Source organism: Paraglaciecola aquimarina (assembly GCF_032464635.1).
GTDB lineage: Bacteria > Pseudomonadota > Gammaproteobacteria > Enterobacterales > Alteromonadaceae > Paraglaciecola > Paraglaciecola aquimarina.
In genome coordinates this window covers 1,651,111-1,666,307 of sequence record NZ_JAWDIO010000002.1, presented here as the reverse complement: position 1 = coordinate 1,666,307, position 15,197 = coordinate 1,651,111, and the positions used below count along the sequence as shown (strand labels likewise).

The window sequence follows — 15,197 nt, the reverse complement described above, 5'->3', positions numbered from 1 at the left end:
AGTAGTGAATGTCACTTATTCAGCATTGTGGATCCCTGCTAACAGCATGCAGGGATGACGTTACTCGCTTTCGGCATTCCGGTAGTGTTTCAAGCACTCGTCATTCCGGTAGTGTTTTGAGCCGGAGATCGGTTTGCTTTAGCAGTAGTAGTGAATATCACTTATTCAGCATTGTGGATCCCTGCTAACAACATGCAGGGATGACGTTACTCGCCCTCGTCATTCCGGTAGTTCCTGCTAACAGCTTGCAGGGATGACGGTGTTAGCTTGTATATCCCTGCTAACAGTTTTGTCAGGAACCTTACGTTTTAATAGAAAGTGCACGACCTTTAGAGTTTGTAGAAAACAAAAAAGCGCCAACAGGCGCTTTTTTAACTGCTTAAAACCAACACAAAATCACTGTGGAGTACGTAACACCATCAAGCGTATTTCAGTCATATCTTCCATTGCGAAGGTTATTCCTTCACGACCTAAGCCAGACTCTTTAACACCACCATAAGGCATGTTGTCTACACGCCAACTAGGTACATCACCAATAACGACACCACCTACATCTAGTTCGTCCCAAGCTTTATGAGCTTTGTATATATCGCGGGTAAATATACCAGCTTGTAGACCAAATTGGCTGTTATTGACCTCCTTCAAGGCTTCATCAAAATCAGCGAATGAACTTAATACCGATACTGGACCAAAGGCTTCTTCGGTGTTAATAGCAGCATCAACTGGTACGTTTTCAAGCAAAGTAGCTTGTAGCATGTTGCCATCGCGCTTACCGCCACATAGTAAAGTTGCCCCAGCAGCTACAGCTTCTTGTACCCAGTTATCTAAACGAGAGGCTTCGGATTCAGAAATCATCGGACCGATAAAAGTGTCTTCACTCAAAGGATCGCCATGTACCAAACCTGCCACTTTGTCGGTGTAACGTTGTTTAAATTCAGCGTAGATAGATTCATGCACTATCACTCGTTGAACACTGATACAACTTTGCCCTGATTGATAATAGGCACCAAAAGTAATGCGTTCGATAGCATCATCTAGGTCGGTGTCATGATCCACCACACAAGCAGCATTACCGCCCAACTCTAAAATCACCGGTTTCTTCCCGGCTTTAGCTTTTAAGTCCCAACCCACTTGTGGTGAGCCAGTAAAGCTAAGTAGTTTAAATCTGTCATCGGTAGTGAACAAATCTGCGCCGTCACGGCTACAAGGCAATATTGAAAACGCGCCTTTGGGTAGATCTGTTTCAGCTAAAATTTCACCAATAATAATGGCACCTAGTGGCGTACGACTAGCAGGCTTAAGTACAAAAGCACAACCAGTGGCTAGTGCCGGTGCAATTTTATGAGCGGCCAAATTTAACGGAAAGTTAAAAGGTGAAATAAATGAGCATGGACCAATTGGCACCCGCTTGTACATGCCAGTATAACCTTTGGCCCGTGGCGTAATTTCGAGATTCATGACTTCACCATGCATGCGTACTGACTCTTCAGCAGCAATACGGAAGGTATCAATCAAACGCGTTACTTCACCGCGTGCATCTTTAATCGGTTTACCTGCTTCAATACACAAAGCGTGAGCAAGTTCGTCAAAGCGCTCTTCAAAACGTTTTACACAATGGTTGATTATGTTTTGGCGCTCGTAAGGTGCCATTTTATTCAATAAAGGCTGACTTGCTTCTGCTGCGGCAATCGCTTGATCGATAACTTTTGCATCGGCCATAGCGGTGTATGTAGCGACTTCATTGGTATACTTGTTGGTAATTGCTAAATCTTGATTGGCAAACACCGCTTCATTGGCTAAATAATAAGGGTAAGCTTTCGCTAACATAATAGCTCCTGTCGTTGTATCTGGTTTAAATAGCTTCACTTCTTAGGCGAAGTGTTTTATTTAATGTTTCGTCATTTAGCGTGTAATCAACGGGAACATCAATTAAATGTACGCCAGGCTCAGCTAAACATTGTTTTACTTGTGGTAACAAGCCTGCAGCCGAATCGATTCTCCAGCCCTTTCCGCCATAACTTTCAACATATTTTACGAAGTCTGGGTTGCCATAATCTAAACCAAAATTCTCAAATTCCATATTGGCTTGCTTCCACTTGATCATGCCATAAGCATCATCACGTAAAATAATAACAACTATATGTAGATTAAGACGAACAGCAGTTTCTAGCTCTTGGCTATTCATCATAAATCCACCATCACCACACACAGTTATCACAGGTTTAGTTGGGTGTACCATTTTAGCCGCCATAGCCGATGGTAAACCTGCACCCATGGTCGCCAATGCGTTATCTAGCAACAAAGTGTTTGGCAAGGCAGCTGGATAGTTACGAGCAAACCAAATTTTGTACACGCCATTATCTAGAGTAACGATACCGTCGTCAGGCATAGCTTCTCGAATATCTCGAACAAAACGTTCAGGTAAAATCGGGAAACGATCATCATTTTCACTTTCTGCTTTATGGGTTAAATACCCTTCATGCACCTTTTTGAAGAAACTAAAGTCCCAAGTCGGGTTGGCGCTAATTTGTTCTTTAATTTGCCAGATACTGTTAGCAATATCCCCTATGACTTCTAACTGAGGGAAATAAACGGGATCAACAGCGGCCGTTTCAAAGTTAATGTGAATAACTTGTCTGTTGTCATTGTGGCTCATAAAGAAAGGGGGTTTTTCAACGACGTCATGACCAACATTAATAATAAGGTCTGCGCCGTCTATAACTCGGTGCACAAAATCACCCGAAGACAAGGCCGTGTTGCCCATGAACAAATCATCTCTTTCGTCCAAAACACCTTTACCTAACTGCGTTGTGACGTAAGGAATGCCTGTTTTATCAACAAACTCTCTGAGCATTTTAGAGGTTAATTTACGGTTTGCTCCGGCCCCAATTAATAATAAAGGTGTTTTCGCGTCATGGATCATGCCCGCTGCTTTATTAATAGATTTATATTCAGCAATAGGTCTTCTTGATACACTAGCAGACAATAGCTTTGCCGTCGTTTGCTCTGCTGCGATGTCTTCTGGTAATTCGATATGTACTGCACCAGGGCGTTCTTCGTGCGCTAATCTAAACGCTTCTCGGATAGCCGAAGGAATACGATCGCCACTCACTAGCTGAGTGGTATATTTGGTAATGGGACGCATCATGTCAACCGCGTCTATGACTTGGAATCGTCCTTGTTTACTCGTTTTTACAGGTTTTTGGCCAGTAATCATCATCATAGGCATCGCGCCTAATTGCGCGTATGCCGCTGGCGTAACAAGGTTAGTAGCACCTGGGCCAAGAGTCGACAAACACACACCAACTTTACCTGTCAAACGACCATAAGTAGCGGCCATAAATCCAGCGCCTTGTTCATGACGAGTCAAAATAAGTTTGATATTTGAATCACGCATTGACTCTAATAAGTCCAAGTTTTCTTCACCTGGAATACCAAAAATATACTCAACACCTTCTGCTTCTAAGGCTTTTATAAATAAATCAGACGCTTTCATTGGCGCTCCTTTAGTTTTGTAGGGGTAAATCCTGACTTCCACTAGTGTATAGAAGAAAGGACATTATTTTAAAAGGTCATAGCCTTTCTTTATTATTAGATGTCTATAGTCCACTGAACTACATGCACCGGTAAAGCATAAAAAACCGATTACTTAAATCAATTTTGCATATGCAAACAATCAATTGTTAACAGCGCGGTTTTGCGCAAACGAAAACTGCACTATATCTAACTGTAATTGGGTCACCTCTGCTTGAAAAAGCAGAGCATCAACCGCCGACTCTCGCTGACTATGTTGCTGCATATTAGGCAAGTCAGCCAATAACTTTTGCCAGTTATCACTAAATTTCACTATTCTTTGATAAATTGCATCGGCTTGCATATCAATCTTGGCTTGCTCATACAATGAAAACCCTAGGCCTAAGTGTTGAATGACTGCTGCTATTTTTTCAACTGACGAAAAAGAATATTGCCGCGACAGCTGCGCGCTAAAATACTGTAAACAAGACAAGCCATTCTCTATTGCTTTAACAAATTGTCCAGCAGTTAAGTTATTTTCAGTAATCGGCTGTACATTTGGCGCTACAGTTACTAGGTTGTCGGCAAGTCGATAACCTCTCGCCGCCTTACTGTCGGTTCCAATAGCCAAATACATAACTTGCAACAATTTTTTAGCCAGCCCAAAAATTTCGCTGGTGCTGCCTTTTTTCAGTTCTAACTCAATCTCGCATATTGGCTCACTTTTGCCATTTGCAGACACCGAACCCAAGTCCCATACCATCTCAATTTGCGTGCTTTGATTCACATCTAACAAATAAATATGTCGCTCAAAGTCGGTGATAAACAAGGTTGAAATCTCATGTTGAGCAGCACTAATATCAAACCCTAGTGGCCAAGCACTTTTGTCAAATAATGATAAATTAGGCACAACAGTTTGTCCGGCCTCTTTATCTGCTAATTGCACATTATATTCAGGCCTTTGGTGTAAACCGCCTACTGATTTTCCAGCAGTTTTTAACGTTTGTTCAAGTTGTTGACCATTCCCTCTAATACGTAAACCGATATCATTTTTACGCAAGGTGCGTTGTTCAGTATCAAAATAATAGTTGCTCAATTGCACCACATTTTTAGTTACCGAGTAACCTAGTTGGGGCAATAACTTCTGCTCGATTAGCAGCCCAGCATTACTCGGAGCGGTGAGTTTTAACTCAATTTCTAATTCCATACATTTCTAAAAGATAATCAACACTTTACCTACCATAGCCTTTCACAATTACAGGATCAATAATAAACCTATAATACCGCCTCATATCCAAATAGTTACTTGCCTTTCTAATAATCAGGCCATACCATCTATGTTTACAAAAAGGAGTAGATTTTTGATATGCGTAAGCAAATAGTATTTTTATGTTTATTGGTAGGTAATTGTTTATTTAGTGGGTCACTTATTGCCCAAGAAACAACTTCAGTTGAAGGTGAGGCCCGTTATATTTCTGATGACTTATATACCTACTTGCACGCTGGGCCAAGCAGAAACTACAGAATTTTAGGCTCGGTCACCGCGGGAACAAAAGTGACCTTGATACAAGAAGACAAAGACAACAACTTTTCAGAAGTAGTAGACGATAAACAACGTAAAGGTTGGATTCAGTCTGACTTTATTAATGTCGACAAGAGCGTCAGAGAATTAGTTCCTGGACTGAAAGAACAAGTTCAACAAACTCAATTAGCATTGCAAGCAGAGCAAACCAACACAGATTTACTGAATCAACAAATCCGCAATTTAACAGCAGAGGTAGCACAGCTTAAACAGTCATTGACGGAATCCGAAAAAACCACTGCCGAAGTCACCGAAACCTTAAATAATTATGACAAAAATGCAGACATAGAATGGGCCACCCGTGGCGGTATATTCGGCGTAGCTTGTATTATCTTAGGGATCCTTATTACTTATCTGCCTAAAAAGCGTCGTAAGAATGACAATTGGATGTAACAGTAAAATTATCTTGCGTTAATTTTTGAAGGAAAATATTCATGGGTTTGCTGGCTAAACTTTTAAAAGCACTTAATTCAGATGCCTCTCCTTGGCAACTCGCATTTGGCTTTGCTCTAGGTATGATTATGGGCTTAACGCCTTTTTTGGGATTGCATTCATTAATATTGTTATTTATCGCGTTATTTTGCCGCATCAACATTAGTGCATTTTTGGTATCTTGGTCGATTTTTTCACTTATCGCTGTACCCTTGTCTTCTAGCTTTTCGGCATTTGGAGAGTCCATGTTATTAGCGGACGGCTTACAATCTATATGGACCGCATTTTACAATACTTACCTTGGTCAACTCACTCAGTTTTACCATACGATTACCTTAGGTAGTGTTATCGTGGCATTAGTTTTATTCCCATTTTGCTTATTACTCAGTAAACGATTAGTGGATAAATATCGTAAGAGCTTTATGCAATGGGTGAATCAACTCAGAATTATCCAAGTCATTAAAGGCTCAGGTTTTTATCATATTTATCAAAGGTTAGGAGAATAATCTATGAAATCAATTATTCGCTGGCCAGTGCCTAATTGCGTTTGTTGTCATAGTGGCATTGTTTGCTGCTGTCAGTATCTTGTTTATGGACTTTTGGATTAAACTTGCTGCCGAGAAAAGCTTTGGTCAAGCAAATGGCGCAGAAGTGAATATAAGCAAAGTAGAGCACAATTTTTCTCCTTTTGGTATTACCTTACGCAAAGTTGAATTTACCGACCCCAAATTGCCCACTAACAACCATTTTGAAGCTGCAACAATTTCTGCAAGAGTCGACTTAGCGCCGTTACTTTTGCGCAAACTAGTGATTGATGAATTGATCGTTGAGAATACCCAGTTCAACACAGAAAGAACATCAGCGGGCGAAGTCTACGGCGAAGAAACAGAAGCGGAGCAAACAGCAAGTGACTTCGCTGAGCAAATGGAGGTCCCGTCAGTTGATGAGATTTTAGCTAAGTCGCCCTTAAAAACCACTAAGGCGATAGCTGACTCCCAAGCTGTATTGCAAAAGCATACGCCCTTATTGAAAGAACAATTCGCCAACTTGCCTGAAAAAGAAAAATTACAGCGCTACAAACAAAAAGTAGAAGCATTAAAAGAGGTCGACTACAAAGATGCGGCACAGCTATTAGCAGCCAAACAAGAGTTCGACGCTTTAAAAGAAGAAATATTGGCCGACAAGAAAGCCCTAGAAGACTTCAAGTTAGCGATCAGCCAAGCGAGAGATGAAATGTCACCCCAATTGGCCAAATTAAAAACTGCACCGGCAGAGGATTATCAGCAACTAAAAGCAGTTGCCGCCGGCGATTTAGATGCTATTGACGATGTTACCTCTTTAGTATTTGGTGACTCAGTTGGTCAATGGAGTCGTTACGTCTTAACGGCATTTGATCTAATAGGCCCAATGTTAGCCAATAAAGAACAGCAGGAAGAAGAACAAATTGCTTCGACTGGGAAGTGGATTAGTTTTGCAGATACCGCTTCTATTCCAGAGTTATGGATCAAAAAAGCCAACATATCGGCAATGTGGCAGCAAGAAAAGGTTGAAAGCAAATGGACAGATATCACCTATCAACATAACATTTTAGGTCGTCCAACCACATTTTCAATCGATTCGAGTGCCAGCGCTTTGTGGCAGTCTTTGACATTAAATGGTGACTTATGGTTAGCCGCAAGTGGAGCAAAGGCCAAACAAAACTGGGCTTTATCTGGCTTGAAGCTGAGTGATTTAACATTAGTCGAACAAGACAAATTAACGGGGCAATTGAATAAAGGTATAGTCTCTAGCTCGGGGAATTTGGCGTTAAACGGCAACGCTCTTTCGGGTAAAGGAGTGGTGGATTTACAACATTTGAGCATCCAAGCAGAGGGTGCCAATAAACTCACAACTATCGTCGCTAACTCGTTAAATCAAATGTCAGAGCTTAAGCTGAATACCGACATTGGCGGAACATTGGGTGACGTAGATTTATCCTTTAGTTCCGACTTAAATCAACAATTAGGTAATGCTCTGATGGCTAGCGTTACGCCTGAACAACAAGCTAAATTAGATGAGTTGAAACAAAAGTTGAATGCCAAAACGGCAGGAGTCTTAGGTGAAAACAACACACAAATGGAACAGTTACTTGAGTGGGAAAAAGTAGCTGATGGAGATATTAGTAGTTTAACTTCTTTGCTTGAAGCCCAGCTCAACAATGCTTTAGATAAACAAAAGGACAAAGCAAAAGATAAAGTAAAAGACAAGCTTTTGAATAAAATCCTTGGCTAATATAAATTGCAGCCTTATCTACACAGCGTGCGCTGTGTAGATAAAAGCCCTATTGCGTAGCGAAACGGAATCTCACGCTCCTCCATTTTTGTCTTTCCTAATAACCCTTCATACCCATGTGTTAATTTCTATATCCGGTAAAGATAAAACACCAAGTCATTCTGTTTTAACTCTGTTATGCTAAATTACATTTTCAGGTAACCATTTTACTCTATGTCATTTAATAAGGTTAAAGTTGCAGTTGTAGAAGACAATGGCATGGCGCGCGCCAACCTAAGAAACCATTTACTAGATATGGGGTTCAACCAAATCGGCTGTTTTAGCAATGGTCGAGAATTTAAAGCACACATTCGCCATCATAAAATAGACCTAGTGCTGATGGACTTTCACCTAGGGCAAAACAAAAATGGTGTAGAGGTTCTCCAAGAATTACAGCAACAAGGTTATATTTCGCTCGCGACTTGCGTCATGTTTGTTACCTCAGACCGCTTACCCATGATTATCGGCCAAATAGTCGATGTGCATCCCGAAGCGCTTATAATCAAGCCTTACACCATCAGCAATTTGATGAAGAACATTGCCAATTGCTTAAATATGCATGGCTTTTTATTGCCCATCTACCGACTTATGGACGAAGATAACTATGAGCAAGCATTAGCAGTTCTTGATATTTTATTAGAAGGTGATCCCCAAGGCCGTAAACGCAGCGCTTTGATTAAATTAAGAGCGAGAATTCTAACCAAATTAAAACGTTATTCAGAAGCGGCCATCCACTACCAAAACATACTAGACCGCTCGAATAAAGTAATTTGGGCCAAGTGGGGCCTGATCCAGAATCTATTTTTAGACGGGCACCTTGAAGAAAGTGAAAAGCTACTGCTGGAACTCACTGCATCTCAGTTAACGAATGACAAAGCATGCGAGTGGTTAGCCCGTATTAGTGTTGGTAACAACCAATACACAAAAGCCGAGAACTATATGCATCAAATTCGCGAAGGCGAATTATCTATCCCCGCCGCCCGGCTCAAAGCTTATATTTATCAAGCTCAGGAAAAAGGCGACGATGCCATTACCTTGCTTGAGAAAAAGCGCGAATCGAATCGCTCTATCCGTGAACGCTATGATGAAATATCCTTAGATTTGGCTCGCTGTTACCTAACTGAAGCGGAGCTAAAATCTAACGCCGACCGAACTGCAGATATACAAGTGGCTAAGTACTTAATTGGCGCAGCCGGAAGAAAAGTATCGGATCCTAGCCTTTCTCAGAAAAAAGATTACCTATTGGCCACCGCTGCATTTTTAGAAGGCAATTTAGATAAATCTAGCGATATATTGACACGCCCAGGCATGGATAATTTGCATGAAGCAGAAATATCTACCATCACCGATGCCATTCAAGCTTGGACAAATATAGGCAATAAAGAAAAAGCCAAAGAATACTTACATTTATGTAAAGATAAGCTAGAAAATATAGACGAAGGTAACAACAAAACCACCTTAAATATGCTGGTCACCAAAAGCGAAGAAGGCATTGGCGAAAGAAGACCAGAAGCTTTGGAGTACAACAAATCTGGATTGCAGAAGTTCTCAAACAAGCAATACACAGCTGCCACCCAAGATTTTTACCAAGCCTATATTTTATTTCCCAGAGAAATTGCGTTTAGCTTAAACCTTCTACAAAGTATGGTAGACGCCGAACTATTAGAATATGAGCAAATCAATACAGTAGACTTTTTAGCTGAAATGCAAAATCGAAAATTGAACGCCAGCAATCAAAATAGACTGAATAAAATATTCAAACGTATGGTCAATAAGAATAACATTTACTTTTTAGATCCTACTTCTGAAGAATCTGTAAAGAAAACAAAGTAGTGACCGACTAATTTACAGTACGTTACCCATGTTAATTCATCTCAGAGATAGCTATGCGCCACTTGCAAGATTATTATTTTTTAAAACCATTGCTGAAATCGGTTCTATCAGAAAAGCCGCCAAATCTCTAACCATCACCTCTACTGCATTGAACCGCAGGATACTAGCTCTCGAAAAAGAGTTAGGCACGGAAGTTTTTGAAAGGCTACCAAAAGGTGTCGAACTATCTGCAGCAGGGGAAGTGTTTTTACATCATGTACGCGAACAACTCACCGATATTGAAAAAGTAAAAAGCCAAATTGCGGACTTACGTGGCGAGCGACGCGGTCACATTAACATTGCCTGCAGCCAAGCTTTGCTACCCTTTTTTTACCCAATCAGATAAATCAATATAGTAACTTGCACCCACATGTCACTTTTAATGTACAAAGGCGTGACAGAAAAGCCGCAGAGCAAGAGCTAATCAATATGAATGCCGATATTGCCGTAGTGTTTGAACCCGAGCTACTCACCGATTTCCATATTTTGTCTGTGTCTAAACAACCCACTTATGCCATTGTTTCAAAAGATCACGAACTTGCAGGTAGAAAAACCATCAAGCTAAGCGAGTGCCTAGAGTACCCCTTAGCCTTACCTACTAAACAATATGGCCTAAGACAAATATTAGATAGAAAAGCTGACAGAGCGTTTTATAAACTAAAGCCTGCAATTGAGTCTGATAGCTTTGAATTCTTACGTTACAAGGCGTCATTAGGGAAATGTATCACCTTTCAAATTGAGGTGGGGTTGCCAAAAGATCTCAGCTTTATGAATATGACAGCCATCAAAGTAGATGAGAATGATCTGCCTCATGGCGAAGTCTATGTAGGTCAACTAAAAGGCCGCACCCTACCAGTTGCCGCCGCTAGATTTGCTCAGCAATTGGTCTCAACCTTAGAATCTGATTAGCAAACGACAACCAAATAAAAGTTGTTGATGCATATTTTGCATCACGAGAATGCAAAATTAACACTATGCAACATCACAACTTACTGTTCTAATCACCTCAAAGCATGAGGCTAAATATTTAGTTGACCATATTGCACACCAATTTTGGCTTAATATGAGTAGCTAAAAGCTCAACTTACTAAATAGATGACTAGGGTTCCGGTTTATTTAATAAATGTCTGGTCCGAGAGTTATCAACCCAGTCCATATTCTGCCAAGAATATTTTGCATCAGCAAAGGGTTACACGGAGGGATAAAAGCCCGGGAGGTCACTATTTATATGAACCTCTTGCTTATTGAACTTTATGTAAACTTTTGGAGATGCCCTGTGAAAACATTTAAAACTGCGCGACTATTTAATGCTGCATTATTGGCACTTACCTTACTGGCTTCGGGCAATACCTTTGCTAAAGACAAGTTTTCTGTATGTTGGTCTATTTATGTAGGTTGGATGCCTTGGGACTATGGCGATTCATCTGGCATCGTAAAAAAATGGGCTGACAAGTACGACATCGAAATTGATGTGGTACAAATCAACGACTATATCGAATCTATCAATCAATACACAGCTGGCGAGTTTGACGCCTGCACTATGACTAACATGGACGCGTTAACAATTCCTTCTGCTAGCTTTGTAGATAGCACAGCACTAGTAGTGGGTGACTTTTCGAATGGAAACGATGGTGTCGTATTAAAGAATAAAAGTGCTCTAAAAGAGATTAAAGGTCAACAAGTTAACTTAGTAGAATTAAGCGTTTCTCACTACTTATTAGCCCGTGCTTTAGAAAGTGTTGGGTTACGTGAGCGTGATGTAAAAGTAGTGAATACTGCTGATGCCGATATGGTGGCTGCTTACACCACTAAAAATGTGACTTCTGTCGTTACTTGGAACCCATTGCTATCCGAAATTGAAAGCATGCCTAACACCACTAAGGTCTTTGATTCTTCTAAAATCCCCGGTGAAATTATCGATCTTTTAGTTGTCAATACTCGCACACTAAAAGCCAATCCTAAATTAGGTAAAGCTTTGGTTGGCGCTTGGTTTGAAATCATGAGTAGCATGCAAGACAACGACAAAGTGCTGACTGAACTAGCGGTCGCTTCGGGGACAGATCTGGCGGGTTATAAAGCACAACTTGCTACCACCAAAATGTTCTATACCGCTAAAGAAGCGGTCGAATTTACCAATAGCTCACAACTTCCAAAAACCATGGGCAATGTGGCGAAGTTCTCATTTGACCATGGACTATTAGGTGACGGAGCTCCCGATGCCGGCTTTATCGGTATCGAAACTCCCGCTGGTATATTCGGCGACAAAAACAACATTCAATTACGTTTTGACTCCAGCTTTATGCAAATGGCAGTTGACGGAAAACTGTAATTACTAAGCCGCGGCCTGCTAAGTAAAAAGTAAACTTAGCAAGCCGCACTTTTAGTCAAATCATTTACCCAACGTGTGCAACTAATTAAGGTTTTAAGCATGAAAAAACTCATGAACATCACCCCATCAAAACCTTTGACGATTTTTTTAAGCTTATTGCCTTTTATTGTTATTTTCTTTGTCTATTGGACCGCCTCGGCTGAGCGACTGGCCGAAAACCCGAATGACAAATTACTGCCGAGTTTTAGCCAGATTTACAATGCAGTAGACAGGCTAGCCTTTACCGAAAACAAACGCACAGGTGAATATTTGTTTTGGCAAGACACCTCTGCCAGTTTATATCGAATCGGTATGGGTATTAGCATCAGCGCGCTATCGGGGCTATTGATTGGTATATTAACCGGACTTATTCCATTAGCTCGTTCTGGTTTCTCACCTTTAATTACTGTGTTATCGCTCATTCCGCCCATGGCTATCTTACCTATTTTGTTTATTAGTTTTGGGTTAGGTGAATTGGCAAAGGTGATGCTAATTATCATTGGCACCGCACCTGTCATGATGCGTGACATGCAATCTTGCGTCAGGCAACTACCGGCCGAACAACTTATCAAAGCACAAACCCTAGGAGCGTCAACTTGGTTAGTCAGTTTACGCGTTATTTTACCGCAGATCCTGCCACGCCTACTTGCCTCGATGCGTTTGTCTTTAGGTGCTGCTTGGTTATTTTTGATTGCCGCAGAAGCGATAGCCGCACAAGAAGGATTGGGATATCGCATCTTCTTGGTTCGCAGATATATGTCAATGGACGTTATTTTTCCCTATGTCATTTGGATCACCTTACTGGCTTTTCTGATGGATTACCTATTACGAAAAACCTCAGAGAAGGCTTTCCCTTGGTATCACTCAATAGAAAGCAGCAAATAACGCGCTTTGTCGTCAAAAAGAATAGTAAGGAATCTCCCATGAGTTTTATATCAATCAAAAATGTATGGAAATACTACGGTGATAACCTCGTTCTTGAACGACTTAACTTAGAAGTCAAACAAGGTGAGTTTGTGTCTATGGTAGGTGCATCAGGTTGTGGTAAGTCTACCTTTTTGAACATGCTGCTAGGCCGCGAGCAACCCTCTAAAGGTACCATTACCTTAGATGGTAGCACACTGAAAGATGAGCCAGACGCCGATCGCGGTATCGTATTTCAGAAGTATTCAGTCTTTCCCCATTTAACTGTTTTACAAAACGTCATGATTGCTGACGAGTTTTCAAAAGCGAAAGTGGTTGGCTGGACATTCGGCAACAGTAAAAAAATCATTAAAGAAAAAGCCCTTGAATTTATCAACGCTGTTGGACTTGCGCCAGCCATCAATAAATATCCGCACGAATTATCAGGTGGTATGCAGCAACGACTTGCCATAGCGCAAGCCTTAATGAAAGCCCCTAAAGTGTTGCTACTGGATGAACCATTTGGCGCTCTCGATCCGGGAATTCGCAGCGATATGCATGAACTGATCCATGATATTTGGCAAAAAAATAAACTAACTATTTTCATGGTCACCCACGACATCAAAGAAGGATTTGAGTTGGGGTCTCGACTATGGGTGTTTGACAAATTGCGTGACGATCCACAAGCGCCTAACGCTTATGGCGCACAAGTGACCTTTGACCTGCCTTTATCAGCGAGAGCAAATAAAGAAGAGGTGAACAAAATGATTGAAAAAGTGAGATACAACTAACCATGAATAACGAAATTTTACCTCAAGATGTTTTATACAAAGACACCCTACCCGGTGGTAAGCATTGGTCAATGCGTGTGCGTCGTGGCACCAGCTTACGGCTAATTGACAAAGAAGGTGGGGCCAATTTGGGCATGTTATTTTATAACCCAGAAAACCTACTAGAGCGTTACAACGCGCCAGATACGTTGAAAGGTCAGCACACTTTTAAGCTGACCAAAGGCCACTGCTTATATTCAGACATGGGGCGCATTTTTTGTTCAATTACCGAAGACAGTTTAGGCTGGCATGACACCGTTTGCGGCAATAGTAACCGTAAGATTGTGCAACAAAAATGGGGAGATAAAAGTTATCAAAAGGACAGTAATAACTGGCTACAAAATGGTAACGACGCATTTTTAGTAGAAGCCGCCAAATACGGTTTAGGCAAAAGAGACTTAGCAGCCAATCTTAATTTATTTAGTTGTGTGGCACCCGACGACGAAGGCAACTTAGCTTTTCAAACAGACCACAGCCGAGCAGGCGCCAGCATCGAACTGCGTTTTGAAATGGACACCATAGTGTTGTTGCACACTTGTCCTCATCCGTTAAATCCTGCTGCCAACTACCCGTTTAAACCGGTTGAATACCAAATATTCCAATCAGCCGAGGTTGGCGAAGACGATTTATGTAAAAACGCCTGTGCCGAAAATCTGCGAGGCTTTGAAAATAATCGTTTGTACCATTTGGGTTTATAAGGAGCGCATAAGATGATTTTAGCAAGCCAACTACAAGCAGAAGACGCCGTTATTCGTGACATAGTAGACGCCGGCGATTACTACTTAAAAGTAATCAAAAAAGGTCAAACAGTGCGTATCTTAGATATTGAAGGAAACCAAGCTGCCGACACCTTATTTTATAACGCTAACGATATTAGCGAACGTTACAGTGCTATCGACACTATTCGAGAACAAGGCAATGTGTATTTAACTGCTGGCAGCGTTTTAATGACCAACGACTGTAACCCACTACTAAAAATAGTGGCCGATACCTGCGGCAGACACGACACTTTAGGGGGGCCTGTGCGACCGAAAGTAATACCGTGCGTTACGCTCTAGACAAAAAGTGCATGCACGCCTGTCGTGATAGCTGGTTATTAGCCATTGCCGAAAACGAAGAACTAGGCATGGACAAAAGCGATATCACTCACAATATCAACTTTTTTATGAATGTGCCTATTACATCTGAAGGCAAACTCAGCTTTGCTGATGGTATTAGTGGTGCGGGAAAATACGTAGAACTAGAGGCCATGATGGACACTATTGTGTTGATCTCAAACTGTCCACAATTGAATAACCCTTGTAACGCTTATAACCCCACACCGGTTGAAGTATTAGTGTGGGATCAAACCGGCACCAATTCACAGTCTAGTTAAGTTTCTAGCAAC

13 protein-coding genes, 1 pseudogene and 1 riboswitch are annotated in these 15,197 nt (G+C 41.3%); of the genes and pseudogenes, 11 read left to right on the top strand and 3 right to left on the bottom strand.

What is annotated here, in order from left to right:
* Positions 1-396 precede the first annotated feature (396 nt).
* The 3 genes from RS130_RS08490 to RS130_RS08480 all read right to left on the bottom strand — a co-directional run bounded on the left by RS130_RS08490 (position 397) and on the right by RS130_RS08480 (position 4,720).
* Entirely contained in the window at positions 397-1,827 is a 1,431-nt protein-coding gene (locus tag RS130_RS08490; protein WP_316025598.1) for an aldehyde dehydrogenase family protein, read from the bottom strand.
* A gap of 25 nt (positions 1,828-1,852) precedes the next feature.
* Positions 1,853-3,496: an acetolactate synthase large subunit gene (locus RS130_RS08485; protein WP_316025597.1), complete on the bottom strand. Its 1,644-nt coding sequence runs from the start codon at positions 3,494-3,496 to the stop codon at positions 1,853-1,855.
* 180 nt (positions 3,497-3,676) lie between these two features.
* Positions 3,677-4,720: a CYTH domain-containing protein gene (locus RS130_RS08480; RefSeq protein WP_316025596.1), complete on the bottom strand. Its 1,044-nt coding sequence runs from the start codon at positions 4,718-4,720 to the stop codon at positions 3,677-3,679.
* Positions 4,721-4,879: 159 nt separating this feature from the next.
* Between RS130_RS08480 and RS130_RS08475 the strand changes: the two genes are divergently transcribed.
* The 11 genes and pseudogenes from RS130_RS08475 (at position 4,880) to RS130_RS23715 (ending at position 15,185) form a co-directional block, all read left to right on the top strand.
* Positions 4,880-5,488 (top strand): TIGR04211 family SH3 domain-containing protein, encoded by a 609-nt coding sequence (locus tag RS130_RS08475; RefSeq protein WP_316025595.1) that lies wholly within the window; start codon positions 4,880-4,882, stop codon positions 5,486-5,488.
* 41 nt (positions 5,489-5,529) lie between these two features.
* Positions 5,530-6,033, top strand: coding sequence for a TIGR03546 family protein (locus RS130_RS08470; protein WP_316025594.1), 504 nt, complete (start codon positions 5,530-5,532; stop codon positions 6,031-6,033).
* A 52-nt stretch (positions 6,034-6,085) separates the two neighbouring features.
* Positions 6,086-7,798, top strand: coding sequence for a TIGR03545 family protein (locus RS130_RS08465; RefSeq protein ID WP_428982751.1), 1,713 nt, complete (start codon positions 6,086-6,088; stop codon positions 7,796-7,798).
* A 213-nt stretch (positions 7,799-8,011) separates the two neighbouring features.
* Positions 8,012-9,670 (top strand): response regulator, encoded by a 1,659-nt coding sequence (locus tag RS130_RS08460; protein WP_316025593.1) that lies wholly within the window; start codon positions 8,012-8,014, stop codon positions 9,668-9,670.
* 28 nt (positions 9,671-9,698) lie between these two features.
* Positions 9,699-10,055 (top strand): LysR family transcriptional regulator, encoded by a 357-nt coding sequence (locus RS130_RS08455; protein WP_316025592.1) that lies wholly within the window; start codon positions 9,699-9,701, stop codon positions 10,053-10,055.
* A gap of 14 nt (positions 10,056-10,069) precedes the next feature.
* Entirely contained in the window at positions 10,070-10,618 is a 549-nt protein-coding gene (locus RS130_RS08450) for a LysR substrate-binding domain-containing protein (protein WP_316025591.1), read from the top strand.
* A 179-nt stretch (positions 10,619-10,797) separates the two neighbouring features.
* Positions 10,798-10,927, top strand: a riboswitch (guanidine-I (ykkC/yxkD leader).
* A gap of 58 nt (positions 10,928-10,985) precedes the next feature.
* Positions 10,986-12,038 carry a putative urea ABC transporter substrate-binding protein gene (locus RS130_RS08445; RefSeq protein ID WP_316025590.1) on the top strand — a complete coding sequence of 351 codons (1,053 nt, stop codon included), beginning with the start codon at positions 10,986-10,988 and terminating at the stop codon, positions 12,036-12,038.
* 99 nt (positions 12,039-12,137) lie between these two features.
* Positions 12,138-12,962 carry an ABC transporter permease gene (locus RS130_RS08440; protein ID WP_316025589.1) on the top strand — a complete coding sequence of 275 codons (825 nt, stop codon included), beginning with the start codon at positions 12,138-12,140 and terminating at the stop codon, positions 12,960-12,962.
* A 38-nt stretch (positions 12,963-13,000) separates the two neighbouring features.
* Positions 13,001-13,771 carry an ABC transporter ATP-binding protein gene (locus RS130_RS08435; protein WP_316025588.1) on the top strand — a complete coding sequence of 257 codons (771 nt, stop codon included), beginning with the start codon at positions 13,001-13,003 and terminating at the stop codon, positions 13,769-13,771.
* Positions 13,772-13,773: 2 nt separating this feature from the next.
* The gene (locus RS130_RS08430; RefSeq protein WP_316025587.1) at positions 13,774-14,508 is read left to right on the top strand and encodes an urea amidolyase associated protein UAAP1; all 735 of its coding nucleotides are present in this window, start codon (positions 13,774-13,776) and stop codon (positions 14,506-14,508) included.
* Positions 14,509-14,520: 12 nt separating this feature from the next.
* Positions 14,521-15,185 (top strand): annotated as a pseudogene (locus tag RS130_RS23715) (urea amidolyase associated protein UAAP2).
* Positions 15,186-15,197 lie beyond the last annotated feature (12 nt).

Coding starts and splice junctions, on each gene's coding strand:
- RS130_RS08490 (WP_316025598.1), bottom strand. CDS start 1,827: ATGTTAGCGAAAGCTTACCCTTATTATTTAGCCAATGAAGCGGTGTTT.
- RS130_RS08485 (WP_316025597.1), bottom strand. CDS start 3,496: ATGAAAGCGTCTGATTTATTTATAAAAGCCTTAGAAGCAGAAGGTGTT.
- RS130_RS08480 (WP_316025596.1), bottom strand. CDS start 4,720: ATGGAATTAGAAATTGAGTTAAAACTCACCGCTCCGAGTAATGCTGGG.
- RS130_RS08475 (WP_316025595.1), top strand. CDS start 4,880: ATGCGTAAGCAAATAGTATTTTTATGTTTATTGGTAGGTAATTGTTTA.
- RS130_RS08470 (WP_316025594.1), top strand. CDS start 5,530: ATGGGTTTGCTGGCTAAACTTTTAAAAGCACTTAATTCAGATGCCTCT.
- RS130_RS08460 (WP_316025593.1), top strand. CDS start 8,012: ATGTCATTTAATAAGGTTAAAGTTGCAGTTGTAGAAGACAATGGCATG.
- RS130_RS08455 (WP_316025592.1), top strand. CDS start 9,699: ATGTTAATTCATCTCAGAGATAGCTATGCGCCACTTGCAAGATTATTA.
- RS130_RS08440 (WP_316025589.1), top strand. CDS start 12,138: ATGAAAAAACTCATGAACATCACCCCATCAAAACCTTTGACGATTTTT.
- RS130_RS08435 (WP_316025588.1), top strand. CDS start 13,001: ATGAGTTTTATATCAATCAAAAATGTATGGAAATACTACGGTGATAAC.
- RS130_RS08430 (WP_316025587.1), top strand. CDS start 13,774: ATGAATAACGAAATTTTACCTCAAGATGTTTTATACAAAGACACCCTA.